The following is a 15,669-nucleotide window of genomic DNA, read 5'->3' as shown; positions in this document are numbered from 1 at the left end:
ACAGGGGGCGACGAGATGGGGAAAATCATTCAGCTGGATGATTCGCTTTCAAATAAGATTGCTGCCGGCGAAGTGGTGGAGCGGCCTGCATCAGTAGTAAAGGAATTGATGGAGAACTCGATTGATGCCGGAAGCACGATTATTGAAATTGAAGTGGAAGAGGCCGGCCTGGCTAAAATTCGCATCATTGATAATGGCGATGGCATTGAGGAAGATGATGTCCTGAATGCCTTTCATCGCCATGCTACCAGTAAAATAAAAGACGAAAATGACCTTTTCCGCATCCGCACGCTCGGATTCCGCGGCGAGGCATTGCCCAGTATTGCATCGGTTTCCAGAATTGAGATGAAGACTTCAACAGGCGATGCGGGCACGCGGGTTGTCATCGAAGGCGGAAAAGTGGACGTGATGGAAAAGGCACCCGGCAGGAAAGGGACTGACCTCACTGTAACGGATTTATTTTTCAACACCCCGGCACGGCTCAAGTATATGAAAACGATCCACACAGAGCTTGGCAATATAACAGATGTGGTTAATAGGCTGGCACTTGCCCATCCGGAGGTCGCCATCCGCCTGATTCATAATGAGCGGAAGCTCCTGCAGACGAACGGAAACGGGGATGTCCGGCAGGTGCTTGCAGCTATTTATGGGCTAAATATCGTGAAAAAGATGGTTCAGATTGAAGCGAGCTCACTCGATTTTAAAATCAGCGGCTATGCAGCATTGCCGGAGATTACAAGGGCATCAAGGAACTACATTTCTACTATGATCAACGGCCGCTTCATCAAGAATTACTCATTAGCCAAAGCCATTCAGGAGGGGTATCATACACTGCTGCCAATCGGCCGCTACCCGATTGTGCTCCTTAATATTGAGATGGACCCGCTTCTTGTCGATGTGAACGTCCATCCGTCGAAAATGGAGGTGCGCTTAAGCAAGGAGCATGAATTAAATGATCTGGTATCTGGAGCATTAAAAGCAGCATTTAAAAAAGAGGAACTGATTCCTTCCGGGTTTACACAGCCGAAAAGCCTGAAGCCTAAATCGGAACAGACAGCTCTTGAGCTGGATCATTTGCCGGAGCAACGCGAGCAGGTGCCTTCTTTTGTGCGTGAAACGAGGGAAGAGGCTGTTCTTCGGCAGTATCCGGACGGAGCAGTTCTTCATAGCTCGCAAAGTCCTCCTGCCGAGCTGCAAGCAGCGAAAGCTCCTGACTTGCAGGATGCACCTTCCATGGACTTTAGCCCTTCATCAGAAGAATTGCCTCAAGCGGATCCGCACATATTCCAGTCCGAAGAGCCGAGAGCTGCAGGACTGAAACAATTTTTCGCTGAGACTGCCACAGTAGAGGAGCCATCGCGTGTACCCCCGCTTTATCCGATCGGGCAAATGCATGGGACGTATATTTTTGCCCAGAATGACCGAGGCCTTTATATCATTGATCAGCATGCCGCACAGGAGCGTATTAAGTACGAGTATTTCAGGGAGAAAGTGGGCCAGGTTGAAAGCGAATTGCAGGAGATGCTCATTCCGCTTACCTTTGAATACTCAACAGATGATTATATCAAAATCGATGAATACAAAGCTGAGCTTGAAAAAGTGGGGGTATTTCTGGAGTCGTTCGGACATAACAGCTTTATCGTCCGTTCCCATCCTCAATGGCTTCCAAAAGGCGAGGAACAGGAAATCATTGAAGATATGATTGAACAGCTCTTAGCGATGAAGAGAGTCGATATAAAAAAACTGCGCGAGGAAGCAGCCATCATGATGAGCTGTAAAGCATCTATTAAAGCGAATCAGCACCTGCGCATTGATGAAATTCAGGCGCTCCTTGATGAATTGCGGAGGTCATCCGATCCATTCACATGCCCGCATGGACGGCCTATCATTATTCATTACTCCACTTATGAGATGGAGAAAATGTTTAAGAGGGTAATGTAGAAAGAAATGACGCTGAACCAGATTGGTTCGGCGTTTTTTAATTATAGACGATAATTATGTTATGTTAACTAAACTGAACTAAAAGACGTTTTGCCCATAAAATTGTTTTTCGCTCATAAGAAACCATAAGTCGTTCAAATCATCATTATACAAAACAAAAAAGCATCCATTCCGCAAAATGAATGCTCTTCTTATAGGTTATCTTACCGCTGTATGCAGCTTATCAATAAATTGCAGCGCTTTTCCTGTTCCGACTGCCACAGATTCAAGCGGGCTAGGGGCAAGGTGAACTGGCACAACAATCTCCTGAGAAAGCCATTCCTGCATGCCGTTTAAAAGGGCACCACCGCCGGAAAGGATCACACCGCGGTCTACAATGTCTCCGCTAAGTTCAGCCGGGCTGTCCTCTAAGGTTGCACGGATTGCTTCAAGAATATGAAGCAATGATTCTTTGATTGCATCGCGGATTTCATAGGAAGACAATGTAATAGTTTTAGGCAGGCCGGTAACAAGGTCGCGGCCGCGCACTTCCATTGTCAGTTCTTCATGGTCAATCAGCGCGTAGGCAATTTCCATTTTAATTTGCTCGGCTGTTCTTTCTCCAATCAGGACGTTGTATTCTTTACGCACATATTGAATGATATCATCGTCAAGTCTGTCCCCGCCAATGCGGATCGAATTGCAGGCTACAACACCTCCGAAAGAGATGATAGCCACTTCTGTTGAACCGCCGCCAATGTCAACGACTACGTTAGCAACAGGCTCATCGACAGGCATACCTGAACCAATTGCTGCTGCAACAGGTTCTTCGATCAGATGTACCTTCTTCGCTCCCGCATTGCGGACAGCATCATGGATGGCTCTTCTTTCAACACTTGTTGAACCAGAAGGGGTACATACAACGACATTCGGCTTTCTGATGGCGAATCCGACTTTTTTAGAAGCCTTTCGCATAACCTGGCGAAGCATTTCGGTTGTTGTGTCATAGTCTGCAATTACCCCGTCTTTTAGAGGACGGATGGCAACGATGCGGCCTGGTGTTTTCCCGATCATTTCCTTTGCTTCTTTACCAACAGCTAACACTTTTTTCGTTTCTGTATCAATTGCTACTACTGAAGGTTCATTGAGAATAATGCCTTTTGTTTTGCTGTATACAAGAATATTAGCAGTTCCTAAGTCTATTCCAATTTCAGATGTATTTAACATGAATTCTTCACCTATTTTCAAATTTATATTGTCACAATATAACCTTCTAATAAATTAACACGATTTTGTGGGTTAACCTTTGATTGTTATAGAATCGTTAATAAAATGTAATTTTATAAGAAAATTTTAGGAAACTTGTCGAATAAGAAACCTGAAAGTGGTTCATAATGCATAAATGTTCTGTTTTTATGAAAAGAATGGTAAGATGATACCTGAAAAATTTTCCTGTCCTATGGTAGGATAAAATTAGAATGGCAGTAAAGGCAGTGAACAGATGAGTGAAAAAGAAAAGCTTGCAGTGCTGATTGGCCCTACAGCTGTTGGGAAAACAAAATTAAGCATTCTTCTGGCAAAAAGATTTAATGCCGAAATCATCAGCGGAGATTCCATGCAAATTTATAAAAGAATGGATATTGGCACGGCAAAAATTAAAGAAGAAGAAATGGAAGGGATTCCGCATCATCTAATTGACATCAAAAATCCCGAAGAGTCCTTTTCAGCAGCTGAATTTCAGGAACTGGTCCGAAGCAAAATCACAGAGATCACTTCTAGAGGCAAACTTCCAATAATTGTTGGTGGTACGGGATTGTATATTCAATCTGTTATTTATGATTACCAATTTTCAGATGCGCCTTCAGATGAGGAATTCAGAAAAATCTTGGAGGAACGCGCCGAAAGGGAAGGGAACAATGTTATTTATGAGGAGCTTTTGGAGATAGACCCTGAAAGCGCAGAAAAAATACATCCCAATAACATTCGAAGAGTAATCAGGGCGTTGGAAATTTACCATTGTACAGGTAAAACGATGTCCCAGTATCAGGAAAAACAAAACCCGGAACTTCTATATGATATGGCACTGATTGGCTTAACTATGGATCGGGAAACCTTATATGACCGCATAAATCAGAGAGTCGATATCATGATGCAGGAGGGCTTGCTGGAAGAGGTTAGATCCCTTTTTGATAATGGATTAATGGATTGCCAGTCTATTCAGGCCATCGGGTATAAAGAGCTGTATGATTACTTTAATGGGCGTGTTTCATTCGAGGATGCTGTAGAAAATCTGAAGCAAAATTCAAGAAGATATGCAAAAAGGCAGCTGACATGGTTTCGAAACAAGATGAATGTGGAATGGTTTGATATGTCCGATTCAGTCGATCCTCATGAGTTTGAAAAAAAATTCGCTGAAATTTCTGCTCATATTGAAGGAAAGCTGAAAATAAAATCGAATACATAATGATAGAGATAAAAGAGGAGGATTATTATGAAATCAGCAATCAATATTCAAGATCAGGTACTCAACCAGCTACGCAAGGATAATACGAATTGTACCGTGTTCTTATTAAACGGATTCCAAATTAGAGGCTGTATTAAAGGCTTTGATAATTTTACTGTACTATTTGAATCAGAAGGAAAGCAGCAGCTTGTTTACAAGCATGCGATTTCAACATTCGTCCCCCAGCGCAATGTTCAGTTGGATTTAGAAAACCAGCAATAGAATATAACACAGTAAGGAAGAATAGCCCGCTTTGAATAAAGCGGGCTATTTTCTTATGCCAGAGCGATAAGAAAGGCAAAAACATTTAATGAAATGGACGCTATCTGAATACATATAGGTATGGGAATTTATTGTTTCTATGAGGGGAAGCTGACTGCGGGCTCCTTTCCCTTGTCCATTATGAGCGGCTTAATTACTCTGTGTCGTGCTGAAACGGAGTATAGCCATAGCTGATGGAAGTTTCACCTTATTTCTCGGGAAACCGCATGAACCGACACTTTTGCATCATTGATTGCCGAAATGGACGGGAACATGTCGTATTTTAGCCTAATAACCGTAATCTCGCGGATGCATATAGGCTTTTGTCACAACGATTACTTCTATGCGTATACTGTGCTAAGAATGTGAGGTGATAGCTTTTGGACCAGCCGATTCGTCTGAAAAATAACGGACAGATCAGCATCGTGCTCAATTCACAAAAGCGTAAAACATACCCAAAAGAGCTTCCCGAATCCCAAGCGGCTCCAAAAGTCATTCCGGCTGAGCATACAGCTCTCAAAGAAATTGAAGAAGAACTTGGCGCTCTTGTGGGAATGGAAGAAATGAAGAAAATGATCAAGGAGATTTATGCCTGGATTTATGTGAATAAAAAGCGGGAAGAAGCCGGTCTCAAAGCTGGAAAGCAAGCATTGCATATGATGTTCAAAGGAAATCCCGGCACAGGTAAAACAACGGTTGCCCGATTAATAGGAAAGCTTTTTCAAAAAATGAATGTGCTGTCAAAAGGGCATCTGATTGAAGCAGAGCGGGCCGACCTTGTTGGTGAATACATTGGCCATACTGCCCAAAAGACAAGGGATCTGGTAAAAAAAGCGATAGGCGGGATTCTCTTCATTGACGAAGCGTACTCATTAGGAAGAGGCGGAGAAAAAGACTTTGGCAAGGAAGCCATTGACACCCTCGTCAAGCATATGGAAGACCGGCAGCATGACTTTATCCTGATTCTGGCAGGCTATTCTAGAGAAATGAATCATTTCCTGACGCTGAATCCGGGTCTTCATTCCCGTTTTCCCCTTGTTGTTGACTTCCCTGATTACTCGATAGAGCAGCTGATGGAAATTGGGCAGAAGATGCTAAAGGAAAGGGAGTATACTTTAAGTCACGAATCCGAAAAGAAGCTGAGGGAGCACTTGCACTTCGTAAAAACCAATCTCAGCCCCAATAGCTTTTCAAACGGGCGCTACATCAGAAACATCCTTGAAAAATCAATAAGAGCTCAGGCCATGCGCCTGTTAATGCAAAACAGCTATGACAAACATGATCTGATGACCATCAGGAGCAATGATTTGGTGTTTGAAGAAGCTGATTAAGGGGATATTGTAATAAAAAAGACAGTGTCAAGGAACATTGACATTGTTTTTTACTGGAGGAGGAATGTAAAGTGAATGAAATTACAGTTTATACTACCGATACTTGTCCGTACTGTACTATGGTGAAGAACTTCCTTGAACAGCAGGGGCTGGAGTATAAAGAGGTTAATGTCCAGAATGACCAGAGAGAGGCACAAAAACTGGTTGAAACCACGGGCCAAATGGGAGTTCCTCAAATTAATGTGAATGGCAAATGGGTCATTGGCTTTGATCCGAATACGATTATGGCGAATGTAAAGCAATAATGTAGAGGGGCCTGCTCGTTATTGAGCAGGCCTTTTTAATGGAATTGTGAACTCTGCAAATAAAGTACCTGTATTTGCAAACAAATAGGGAATCTTGCAAAGAAAGTGCATGAACTTGCAAACAAACAGCTTAAACCTGCAAATAACATCTGAACTGTGATTCTGTTTTTCTTTAATATCAAAAATTGACATCAGATAATCTGATGTTTTTTATTTTAAAGAAAGAATTTTCAAAAAACATTGACCAGTTTCTCTGAGGGTGTTTTAATAATTATAACTGGTTGGGTCACCTAACCATTTTATTCTGGAAGGAGTTTGAGAAATGAAAATCCTAATTACTGAATTAATATGGAAAGAAGGAATTGAAGAGTTAATAAATAATGGCTATGAAGTTGATTATGACGAGAATCTATGGAGGAATCGTGAAGAATTATTAAGTAAAATCGGAAATTATGATGCTTTAATTGTAAGAAATCAAACAAATGCAGATCAGGAATTATTGGCAGCTGGTACACAATTAAAGGTTGTAGGCAGGCTTGGAGTCGGCCTTGATAATATAGACAGAGAATCAGCAAAAAAAATGGGAATTCCAGTTGTTTATGCTAAGAATGCTAATGCTACATCGGTGGCCGAGTATGTGATGATGGCCATGCTAAGTGCTTCCCGGCCTCTTCATCTTGCTGATTATGATGTCAGGAAAGGCAATTGGGATAGAAAAACATACACTGGATTGGAGCTTTATGGTAAAAAACTGGGCCTTATAGGATTAGGTGAGATTTCCCATCGCGTTGCCAAAAGAGCAATATCTTTTGGGATGAAAGTGATTGGTTATGATCCCTTTATTGCGGATTATGATCACATCCTTTTTGAAACTGGGGTTCAAATAAGAGAATCATTAGCAGCTCTCTTTGCTGAATCTGATTTTATTTCCTTACATGTTCCGCTTACACCTTCAACCAAGTATTTAATCTCCGAGTCAGAACTTCAAACAATGAAGGTTTCTTCCTATATTATTAATACATCCAGGGGCGGTATTATAAATGAACGTGATCTTGCAGCTGCTTTGACCAATGGTTCGATTGCAGGAGCGTTTCTGGATGTGCTTGAGACAGAACCAATCCTCCCATCGAACAAACTATTGGCTTGCCCGAATGCTGTCATTACTCCGCATATTGCTGGTCTAACTGAAGAATCACAAATGAGAACTTCCCTTTTGGTGGCAAAGGAAGTAGCAAAGGTTATGAAAAACCAGCCGTCATTATGTGTAATTTAAAAAAAAGTTTCCGAAAATTTAAATAAATAATTGACTTAACAATTTAGGAGTGGTTTAATTAACTTATAAACAGTGGTTGGGTCACCCAACCAAGTCTAAAAGGAGGCAATTGAATGAGTAATAACAGTCAATCTACAACTCTTGCAGATACGCATTCTCCTGAATCTAAAGAGGTTAGCACACATAAGTTTTTAATTCATCATAAGGGAGATCATGTAGGGGTAGCGACTAGTCCGATAAAAGAAGGAGAACAGGTTATCGGAATCTATATGGATGATAATTCTGAGGTGTCTGTAAAGTCCCGCGGGGATATTCCTTTAGGGCATAAAATTTCATTAGTGGACTTAAATAGTAATCAGCCAGTCTTAAAATACGGAATTCAAATTGGGTTAACTACAACAGAATGGACTGTAGGAGATTATGTCCATACTCATAATATTAAAACGGCGAGGTGGTAAAAATGAATAATACACTAATGGGTTTCCGCAGAGAAAATGGAAAAGTTGGAATACGCAATCACGTCATCATTTTGCCTGTTGATGATATTTCAAATGCTGCCTGTGAGGCTGTTGCAAGACAAGTCCAAGGAACGATGGCCCTTCCTCACGCATATGGAAGACTCCAGTATGGACCAGACCTTGATCTGCATTTCCGAACTATGATAGGAACTGGCTCAAATCCAAATGTGGCAGCGGTTATTGTCATCGGCATTGAAGAAAACTGGTCCAAGAAAATCGCGGAAGGTATTGCCGAAACTGGCAAACCAGTATCCTATTTTTCTATCGAGGGAAATGGTGATTTTGAAACAATCCGTCAAGCATCATGGAAAGCTAAAGAGTATGTTCAATGGGCATCTGAACTGCAGAGAGAGCCAATTGAACTAAAAGATTTAACGATCAGCATCAAGTGCGGGGAATCGGATACAACTACAGGGCTGGGATCATGCCCTACAGTATCCCAGGCAGTTGACCGCCTGGTTGATGCCGGTGCGACGGTATTCTTTGGAGAAACATCTGAATTGACTGGCGGGGAACACTTAATCGCAAAAAGAATGGCAACGCCTGAACTTCATGAAAAGTTTATGGCTATTTATAAAGATTATGTTGGTGAAATCGAATCCAAAGGAGTAGATTTGCTTGGATCCCAGCCAACTCAGGGAAATATTGCAGGAGGCCTATCAACTATAGAAGAAAAGGCTCTCGGTAATATAGCCAAAACGGGCACGAAGGAAGTTATCGGGGTACTTGATCCGGCAGAAAAGCCAGAGAATGGCAATGGCTTATATTTTATGGATACTTCTTCAGCAGCTGCAGAATGCATTACTTTAATGGCAGCAGGCGGAGCAGTACTGCACCTTTTCCCAACAGGGCAGGGTAATATTATCGGAAATCCAATTGAGCCTGTTGTGAAAATTACCGCAAACCCCATAACAGCTGGAACAATGAGCGAGCATATTGATGTAGATGTACAGGGATTATTGTCCCGTCAGATTTCCCTGGAAGAAGCAGGCGACAAATTAATGGAAGTTATCTGCCGTACAGTAAATGGCCGCTTGACCAGTGCTGAGGCATTAGGACATCGTGAATTTGTCATGACAAAACTATACCGAAGCGCCTGATTCAATTTCTCCCTGCACATTTTTGAGCAGGGAGAATCCTTTTTTAAAGAAAGTACAAAAAGGAGTTTAGACATGAACACATATAATGAATCGGATTTAAAGGGATTCTGTGAAAAAGTTCTTGGGAAAATGGGAATGCGCAAAGATTATTCCGAAGTTGTCGCGGATTCACTAGTAAAAGCAAACTTAGAAGGAACGGATAGCCACGGGATCAGCAGGCTCCCCATTTATGCCAAACGATTCATGGATAAAAGAATAAATGTCAATCCGGATATTAAAGTCACTAAAAAAGCCCCATCCGTGCTGCTGGTTGATGGTGATAATGGTCTGGGCCATGTAGTCAGCTGGAAGGCAATTAGAGAAGGCGTAGAAGCTGCAAAAGAAAATGGCACTGCAGCAATTGCAATTCGTAATAGCAATCATTTTGGGACTGCTTCGTATTTTTGCCAAATGGCTTGCGAGCAGAATCTTGCATGCCTAGGCTTTACTAATTCCCCGCCAGGGATTGCACCCTGGGGAGGGAAGGAAGCTTTTTTTGGTACCAACCCAATCGCGTTTGGCTTTCCAACTGGCAATGATCAGCCTGTAATCATTGATCTATCAACTAGTATCGTGGCCAGAGGAAAAATCATACTGGCCGCAAAACAGGGGACTGAAATACCAGATGACTGGGCAATTGATGAAGAAGGTTATCCAACCAGGGATCCAGCGGCTGCTTTAAAAGGGTCAGTATTGCCTCTGGGAGGAGCAAAAGGAGCTGCACTTGCACTCGCGGTTGAGATATTAACTGGTGTGCTTTCAGGAGGGGCATTTGGCCCTCATGTAAAAAATCTTTATGATGACAGTGAAACAGAGAATGCAAATGTTGGGCATTTCTTTTTATTATTAGATATTGAGAAATTTATGGATTTATCAATATTCTTTACTTCCATTCAACACTTGCTGCAGGAAATGAAAGAAGTTCCCAAAAAACCGGATGTAAGTGAAATACGTTATCCGGGAGAAAGAAGAAAAAGAGATAGTGCCAGCAGGCGATTAACAGGAATTGAATTATCAGGCAATGTTGAACAGGAATTAAAAGAATTGGGGGAGAATTTCAATACTCCCTTTCCTGAGGCAATGTCACTTAATCATTCCAGTAAAAGTCTTTCTCTTTAAAAAAAGCTGTATGGTGATTATTCCCCCATCCAATTGGATGAAGGATATAAACACCATAACAGCTTTTTTAGTTGGATAATGTATTCTGAGTAATCGAACATTCAACACTTTTAATATGGTCTATCATACGTTCTTGAGCCAACTCAATGTTGTTCTGCTTTATGGCTTCAAGAATCCTTTCGTGCTCCTGGACAGATTTTAAAGCACGTCCCGGAATGTTAATGGATTTTGTACGTGACTCTGACAGAAGATCGATTAAAAAGTGCATGATTCGTACTAAAACCACATTATTTGAATGATCTGCAAGTGTCATATGGAATTTATGGTCCAACTCAGCCAGACGGTCAAAATCCTGGTCACCGCTTACAATATCGTTTGCTTCCTTTAGGATTACTTCTAATTGCTGAATAAGATCCGGGCTTGAATTCTCTATGGACCATTTTACTGTCCATTCCTCGAGAATTTTTCTGACGGAGAAGAAATCCTTAAATTGATCAGAAGAGACAAAAAAAGCTTCAGTCATTTTTTGTATCTGCTGCTCAGGAGAAGCTACAAAGACCCCTGTTCCGTGTTTGGCTGTTAAATACCCATATGCTTCGAGTATTTTATAGGCTTCCCTTACTGTATTTCTGCTGACAGAAAGCTCCATTCCCATTTCTCTTTCACCTGGAATTTTTTCACCGGCTCTGTATATGCCATTTTGGATTTTTTTCTTTATACTATCGGCTACCTGCTCCGAAATCCCTTTTCTATTAATGTCCAAATAAACCCCTCCAAGCAAATTTACTGATGGGCTTCTTTTATAGGAAGAATGGTTCAATGGCCCAACCTATTTTATTAAATCATTAACGAGTCAAGTAATCAACACCGCTGTCTTAATTTTCTTAAAAAGGTAAATAGAGCTGCCTTCATAGGCAGCTTTAAATGATATAAACGATTAAAAATCCCAATGCTGCTAAAGTGGCAGCTCCGAAAGTTCCGGTAAAAATCACCTTGCTGTTTAACTTTTTAAATTCAGAATAATTAACTCCCAAACCTAAGCCTGCCATGGCCATAGATAATAAAAAGATACTTAGTGCAATCAGCATTTGGGTCATTCTATCAGATAATATTCCAGCAGTATTAACCAGGCACATAAACAGAAAGCCGAAGATGAACCAGGGAATCGGCAAATCTCTGAATCTGGTTTTCTGTTTCTTAAAGCTGTTCTTATTAAATATCAATCCAAGTATAATTGCTGCAGGAATTAATAATGCTACACGTCCCAGTTTTACGAGAAGGGCAGTATCACTGCTCACAGCTCCTCCTGGGGCTGAAGCTGCAATGACATGCGCAAGCTCATGCAAGGTTGCCCCTGTTAAAACTCCATAATCATATGGGTTTAACCCCAGTACAGGGAACAAAAAAGTATAAATGATAGTCACAATAGTACCCATAATGGCAATAAATGCAACGGAGATAGCAGTAAACTCATTCTTAGCCCGAATTAGCGGGGCAACAGCAACAATGGCAGCTGCACCGCATATTGCTGTTCCAACTGCGATAAGTGCTGATAAATGGCGGTCGACCGAAAGAAGTTTTCCGATATACATCATAAGGACAAGAGTGAAAACGATTACAATGATATCGACAATAATAAGAGAAAAGCCAGCAGCAAAGATTTGTTCAACATTGAGTCTTAATCCCATCAGAATAATTCCTGCCCGCAGAAGAGTCTTGCTGCTGAAAGTAATCCCGGCAGATGCTTCATCTGGCACATCCATTATTCCTTTCCAGATCATGCCAAGCAGTATGGACACAATCATAATTCCCATTACTGAAAAAACAGGCAATTTCGCTATTGAACCAGCTAATACAGCAAGGATTGAAGTTAGAAAAACTCCTTTTAACCAGCCCTTCTGCAGCTTTAAGGTTTTTATTTTTTTTCTGGAGTGAAAGGGAACTGTTTTTGTTTTATGCATTTTTGTTGCTCCAGCATTACTCAATAATCTGCCTCCTTTTCATAGAATTGGTCTAGTGGTTAGGAGACCCAACCAATGTAATTTAATTTAAGCATTTTTAAAAAGGGTTATCAAGAAAAATATAAAAATTAAAGAAAAAAATTTAGAAAGTATTGATTTTTTAGAAAATTATAAATAGAATATGAATAGTGGTTGGGTGACTGTACCATAAATAGAGTAATCTCCTTGAAGAATAGTCATTCCATAATAAAATTTTAATAGATCAGCAGGATAGTGAATAAAAAGGAGGAATTTTAAGGGGAAAATCAATTTAGTCTATTCATTTAACAATATTAACAACTTATTAATGTTGCCTTTGCGGCAGTAAATCAGGGGAATCCTAGCAGTTTTTATTCATGTATTTGTAAGGGCTTACAATAATGTGCGGGAGGCGTATTATATGAGGGTATATCTGTCCATCTTATCAATCCTATTGTTATTATTTGTGAGCGGCTGCTCCAGCAATGTTAATGGAAAAGAGCCGGATGCAGAATATGTCTTGAGACTGGGCCATCTTCAAACGGAAACTCATCCTTATCACAAAGGAGCATTGAAGTTTAAAGAGCTGGTGGAAGAAAAATCTAATGGGCGGATAAGAATCGATATATTTCCAAGCAGCCAATTAGGAAATGGAAGAGACCAAATTGAAGGTGCGCAAATTGGCTCCATTCATTTTCATATAGGGTCAGTAGCACCGGTAACAAATTTCGCCCCTAAATTTAATTTGCTTAATCTTCCATATTTATTTGAAAGCAGGGAGCATGCTTTTCGGGTCCTGGATGGGGAGATAGGCAAAGAGATCGCTTCTGATTTAGAGAACAGGGGCCTCATCAACCTCGGGTATATGGAGAATGGCTGGAGGCATATGACAAATAATAAGAAACCTATTAAGACAAGTGCCGATGCATCGAATTTAAAGTTGAGGGTTCAGGAGTCACCTCCATACATCTCATTCATCAAAGCCCTTGGTTCAACACCAGTTCCTGTCCCTTTCGGTGAACTATATACTGCTCTGGAACAGAAAGTGGTCGACGGCCAGGAAAATCCGCTTGCGCAAATCTACTTAAATAAATTTCAAGAGGTGCAGAGCTATTTGACATTAACTGCCCACAACTATGATGCTGCAGTTTTTCTTATGAGTAAAACAACATATGACACATTGCCTGAAGAACTGCAAAAGGCAGTATCTGAAGCTTCTGAAGAAGCAGTTGATTATGAACGCAAAATAGCATCGGAGGATGAGAGTAAACTGCTGGAGGACCTTAAAAAAACGGAGATAGAAATTGAAGAGAATCCGGATTTAGACTCGTTTAGAGAAGCAGTAAAGCCAGTTTATGATGAATATGAAGAAACGATAGGAAAAGATCTGTTTGATAAGATAGAAAGCTTAAAATAAAGGACGGAGGTGTTGGAAATGAGTGAATTTTTCGCAAAATTGAGTGACAAAGCGGATAAGTTATCCAGAAATATTGTTATCTTGTTTTTTGTCATTGCCTTTATCTCCACAGTGTATCAGGTATTTTCAAGATACATTCTCCAAAGTGCGATTGCAAAAAGTATACTCCCTTTTGTAGACTTCAGTATTTTTAACTTAACCTGGATTGAAGAACTTATCAGGTACATGTTTGTTTGGATCGTTTTTTTAGGAATCGGAATCGTATATAAAAGCAAAGGGCATGCCCAAGTAGAAATTCTCCATCATTATTTATCTGAAAAATGGAAAAGTATAGTAATGCTGCTGGTCGAATGTATTAACAGTGCATTATTTCTGTTTCTCATTGTTTATGGATCAAAAATATTGAAGTTTTCTGTTCAGCAGATTTCTCCTTCGCTTGGACTGAATATGACTTTTATTTACGGAGCAGTCCTGGTCAGTTCAATTGTTTGTTTTGTTCACTCATCGGTCAATATTTTGGAACTGCGCACTGCAAAAAGAGATGAAAGAGTAGTTGTTCAAGCAGAACCCCAAAATACAAATATGGGTTAGTTGAAAGGGAGGGAAATTGATGACAGTAGCAATAATTGTATTGGCTGTATTGTTTTTATTAATGATTCTGGGTGTGCCAATTGCAATTTCTTTAATTATAGCTTCCATTTCCGGATTTATATCAAGCATATATTACATTCCTCTTGAAGTGGTTCCACAGCGTTTGATAACATCAGTTGATTCTTTTCCGCTGCTGGCAATTCCATTCTTCATGCTTACAGGGGAATTTATGATGTCAGGGAGCATGGGCAAAAGAATAGCGGCATTTGCTTTTGCCGCTGTGGGCTGGGTAAGGGCAGGTCTTGCCCAGGTTTCAACCTTAACAAGTATGTTTTTTGCAGGTATATCCGGTTCAGGAGCTGCAGATACAGCAGCTGTAGGTAAAATGATGATACCTATGATGGAGTCAAAGGGATATGATAAAGGATTTGCAGCTGCCACTGTTGCAAGTGCGGGTACAATCGCTGTAGTAATACCTCCGTCCATTCCGATGATTGTATATGGTGTAACTGCGGGAGTTTCCATAGGGGACCTGTTCACAGCAGGCATCATTCCCGGGATATTAATAGGGTTGTCTTTAATGATGTTAAATTACTGGTTAACCAGGAAAAACAATTATTCTGAGGAAAAAAGAACATTCGAATTCACAACATTCCGGAAAACTTTATATGAAGGGATACTGGCTTTGCTCTTGCCGCTAATCATTATTTTCGGCATAAGGGGAGGGATCTTTACTCCTACTGAAGCTGGTGCAGTAGCAGCTGCATATGCTTTCATCATTAATAAGTTTGTTTATAAAGATATGGATTGGAAGGATATACCGGAAGCGTTTATTAACGCAGGAAAAATGTCTGCCATGGTTGTCTTTATTATAGCTGGGGCAAATTTATTCGGATGGTTATTAACGGCTGAACAAATTCCACAGCAGCTTGCACAGCTTGTAATGAACGCAACAGAAAATAAATATCTGATACTATTTATCTTCAATATTATCTTCTTTATTGCAGGGTGCTTCCTGAATGCATCTGCAGCGATTACAATCCTTACGCCATTGCTTCTACCGATAGCTCTAGGAGCAGGAATTGACCCGGTCTTCTTCGGATTAATTATGGTTGTAAACTTATCAATCGGTTTAATTACTCCTCCAGTTGGATTGGATTTGTTTATTGTGAAGGGAATTGCCGATGTTTCCTACGATAAATTAATCAAGGCTGTAATTCCTTTTATTGCAGTAATGGTTTTTGATTTATTTATTATTACTTATTTCCCTGCGATATCAATGTTTTTAACAACCCTATAAATATTAAAAAAGC

15 protein-coding genes are annotated in these 15,669 nt (G+C 40.6%); 12 read left to right on the top strand and 3 right to left on the bottom strand.

Annotation, left to right across the window (positions count from 1 at the left end; translation table 11 throughout):
* The first annotated feature begins 15 nt into the window (after positions 1 to 15).
* Positions 16 to 1,941 (top strand): DNA mismatch repair endonuclease MutL, encoded by a 1,926-nt coding sequence (gene mutL / locus NYE23_RS11480; protein ID WP_341077962.1) that lies wholly within the window; start codon positions 16 to 18, stop codon positions 1,939 to 1,941.
* Positions 1,942 to 2,139: 198 nt separating this feature from the next.
* Here the strand turns inward: mutL and mreBH are convergent, their stop codons facing one another.
* Positions 2,140 to 3,147 carry a rod-share determining protein MreBH gene (gene mreBH / locus NYE23_RS11475; RefSeq protein ID WP_341077960.1) on the bottom strand — a complete coding sequence of 336 codons (1,008 nt, stop codon included), beginning with the start codon at positions 3,145 to 3,147 and terminating at the stop codon, positions 2,140 to 2,142.
* Positions 3,148 to 3,421: 274 nt separating this feature from the next.
* Here mreBH and miaA point away from each other — a divergent pair, with 274 nt between their 5' ends.
* The 8 genes from miaA (at position 3,422) to NYE23_RS11435 (ending at position 10,369) form a co-directional block, all read left to right on the top strand.
* A complete protein-coding gene (miaA, locus tag NYE23_RS11470; protein ID WP_341077957.1) occupies positions 3,422 to 4,384 on the top strand; it encodes a tRNA (adenosine(37)-N6)-dimethylallyltransferase MiaA in 963 nt (320 codons plus the stop codon).
* A 27-nt stretch (positions 4,385 to 4,411) separates the two neighbouring features.
* Positions 4,412 to 4,645, top strand: a complete 234-nt coding sequence (gene hfq, locus NYE23_RS11465; RefSeq protein WP_035330690.1) for an RNA chaperone Hfq — start codon at positions 4,412 to 4,414, stop codon at positions 4,643 to 4,645.
* A 419-nt stretch (positions 4,646 to 5,064) separates the two neighbouring features.
* The gene (spoVK, locus tag NYE23_RS11460; RefSeq protein WP_341077955.1) at positions 5,065 to 6,015 is read left to right on the top strand and encodes a stage V sporulation protein K; all 951 of its coding nucleotides are present in this window, start codon (positions 5,065 to 5,067) and stop codon (positions 6,013 to 6,015) included.
* Positions 6,016 to 6,086: 71 nt separating this feature from the next.
* Positions 6,087 to 6,320 (top strand): glutaredoxin family protein, encoded by a 234-nt coding sequence (locus NYE23_RS11455; RefSeq protein ID WP_341077953.1) that lies wholly within the window; start codon positions 6,087 to 6,089, stop codon positions 6,318 to 6,320.
* A 322-nt stretch (positions 6,321 to 6,642) separates the two neighbouring features.
* A complete protein-coding gene (locus tag NYE23_RS11450) occupies positions 6,643 to 7,593 on the top strand; it encodes a hydroxyacid dehydrogenase (protein WP_341077951.1) in 951 nt (316 codons plus the stop codon).
* A gap of 113 nt (positions 7,594 to 7,706) precedes the next feature.
* Positions 7,707 to 8,051 (top strand): UxaA family hydrolase, encoded by a 345-nt coding sequence (locus NYE23_RS11445; protein ID WP_341077949.1) that lies wholly within the window; start codon positions 7,707 to 7,709, stop codon positions 8,049 to 8,051.
* 2 nt (positions 8,052 to 8,053) lie between these two features.
* Positions 8,054 to 9,211 carry a UxaA family hydrolase gene (locus NYE23_RS11440; protein WP_341077947.1) on the top strand — a complete coding sequence of 386 codons (1,158 nt, stop codon included), beginning with the start codon at positions 8,054 to 8,056 and terminating at the stop codon, positions 9,209 to 9,211.
* A gap of 72 nt (positions 9,212 to 9,283) precedes the next feature.
* Positions 9,284 to 10,369: an Ldh family oxidoreductase gene (locus NYE23_RS11435; RefSeq protein WP_341077946.1), complete on the top strand. Its 1,086-nt coding sequence runs from the start codon at positions 9,284 to 9,286 to the stop codon at positions 10,367 to 10,369.
* 67 nt (positions 10,370 to 10,436) lie between these two features.
* Here the strand turns inward: NYE23_RS11435 and NYE23_RS11430 are convergent, their stop codons facing one another.
* Both NYE23_RS11430 and NYE23_RS11425 read right to left on the bottom strand, forming a co-directional pair.
* A complete protein-coding gene (locus tag NYE23_RS11430; RefSeq protein WP_341077944.1) occupies positions 10,437 to 11,132 on the bottom strand; it encodes a FadR/GntR family transcriptional regulator in 696 nt (231 codons plus the stop codon).
* A gap of 157 nt (positions 11,133 to 11,289) precedes the next feature.
* Complete coding sequence (locus NYE23_RS11425; protein ID WP_341077942.1) at positions 11,290 to 12,354, bottom strand: YeiH family protein; 1,065 nt, start codon at positions 12,352 to 12,354, stop codon at positions 11,290 to 11,292.
* A gap of 415 nt (positions 12,355 to 12,769) precedes the next feature.
* On the opposite strand from NYE23_RS11425, the gene NYE23_RS11420 reads away from it, so the two are divergent.
* From NYE23_RS11420 to NYE23_RS11410, 3 genes are read left to right on the top strand one after another with little or no spacing between them, the layout of a single operon-like run.
* A complete protein-coding gene (locus tag NYE23_RS11420; protein ID WP_341077941.1) occupies positions 12,770 to 13,765 on the top strand; it encodes a TRAP transporter substrate-binding protein in 996 nt (331 codons plus the stop codon).
* An 18-nt stretch (positions 13,766 to 13,783) separates the two neighbouring features.
* Positions 13,784 to 14,356, top strand: a complete 573-nt coding sequence (locus NYE23_RS11415) for a TRAP transporter small permease (RefSeq protein WP_341077940.1) — start codon at positions 13,784 to 13,786, stop codon at positions 14,354 to 14,356.
* 19 nt (positions 14,357 to 14,375) lie between these two features.
* A complete protein-coding gene (locus NYE23_RS11410) occupies positions 14,376 to 15,656 on the top strand; it encodes a TRAP transporter large permease (RefSeq protein ID WP_264737270.1) in 1,281 nt (426 codons plus the stop codon).
* The last annotated feature ends 13 nt before the right edge of the window (positions 15,657 to 15,669 follow it).

This window comes from Cytobacillus sp. FSL H8-0458, from assembly GCF_038002165.1.
GTDB lineage: Bacteria > Bacillota > Bacilli > Bacillales > Cytobacillaceae > Cytobacillus.
The sequence above is the reverse complement of the archived record's forward strand: the minus strand, read 5'-3'. Positions and strand labels throughout refer to the sequence as shown.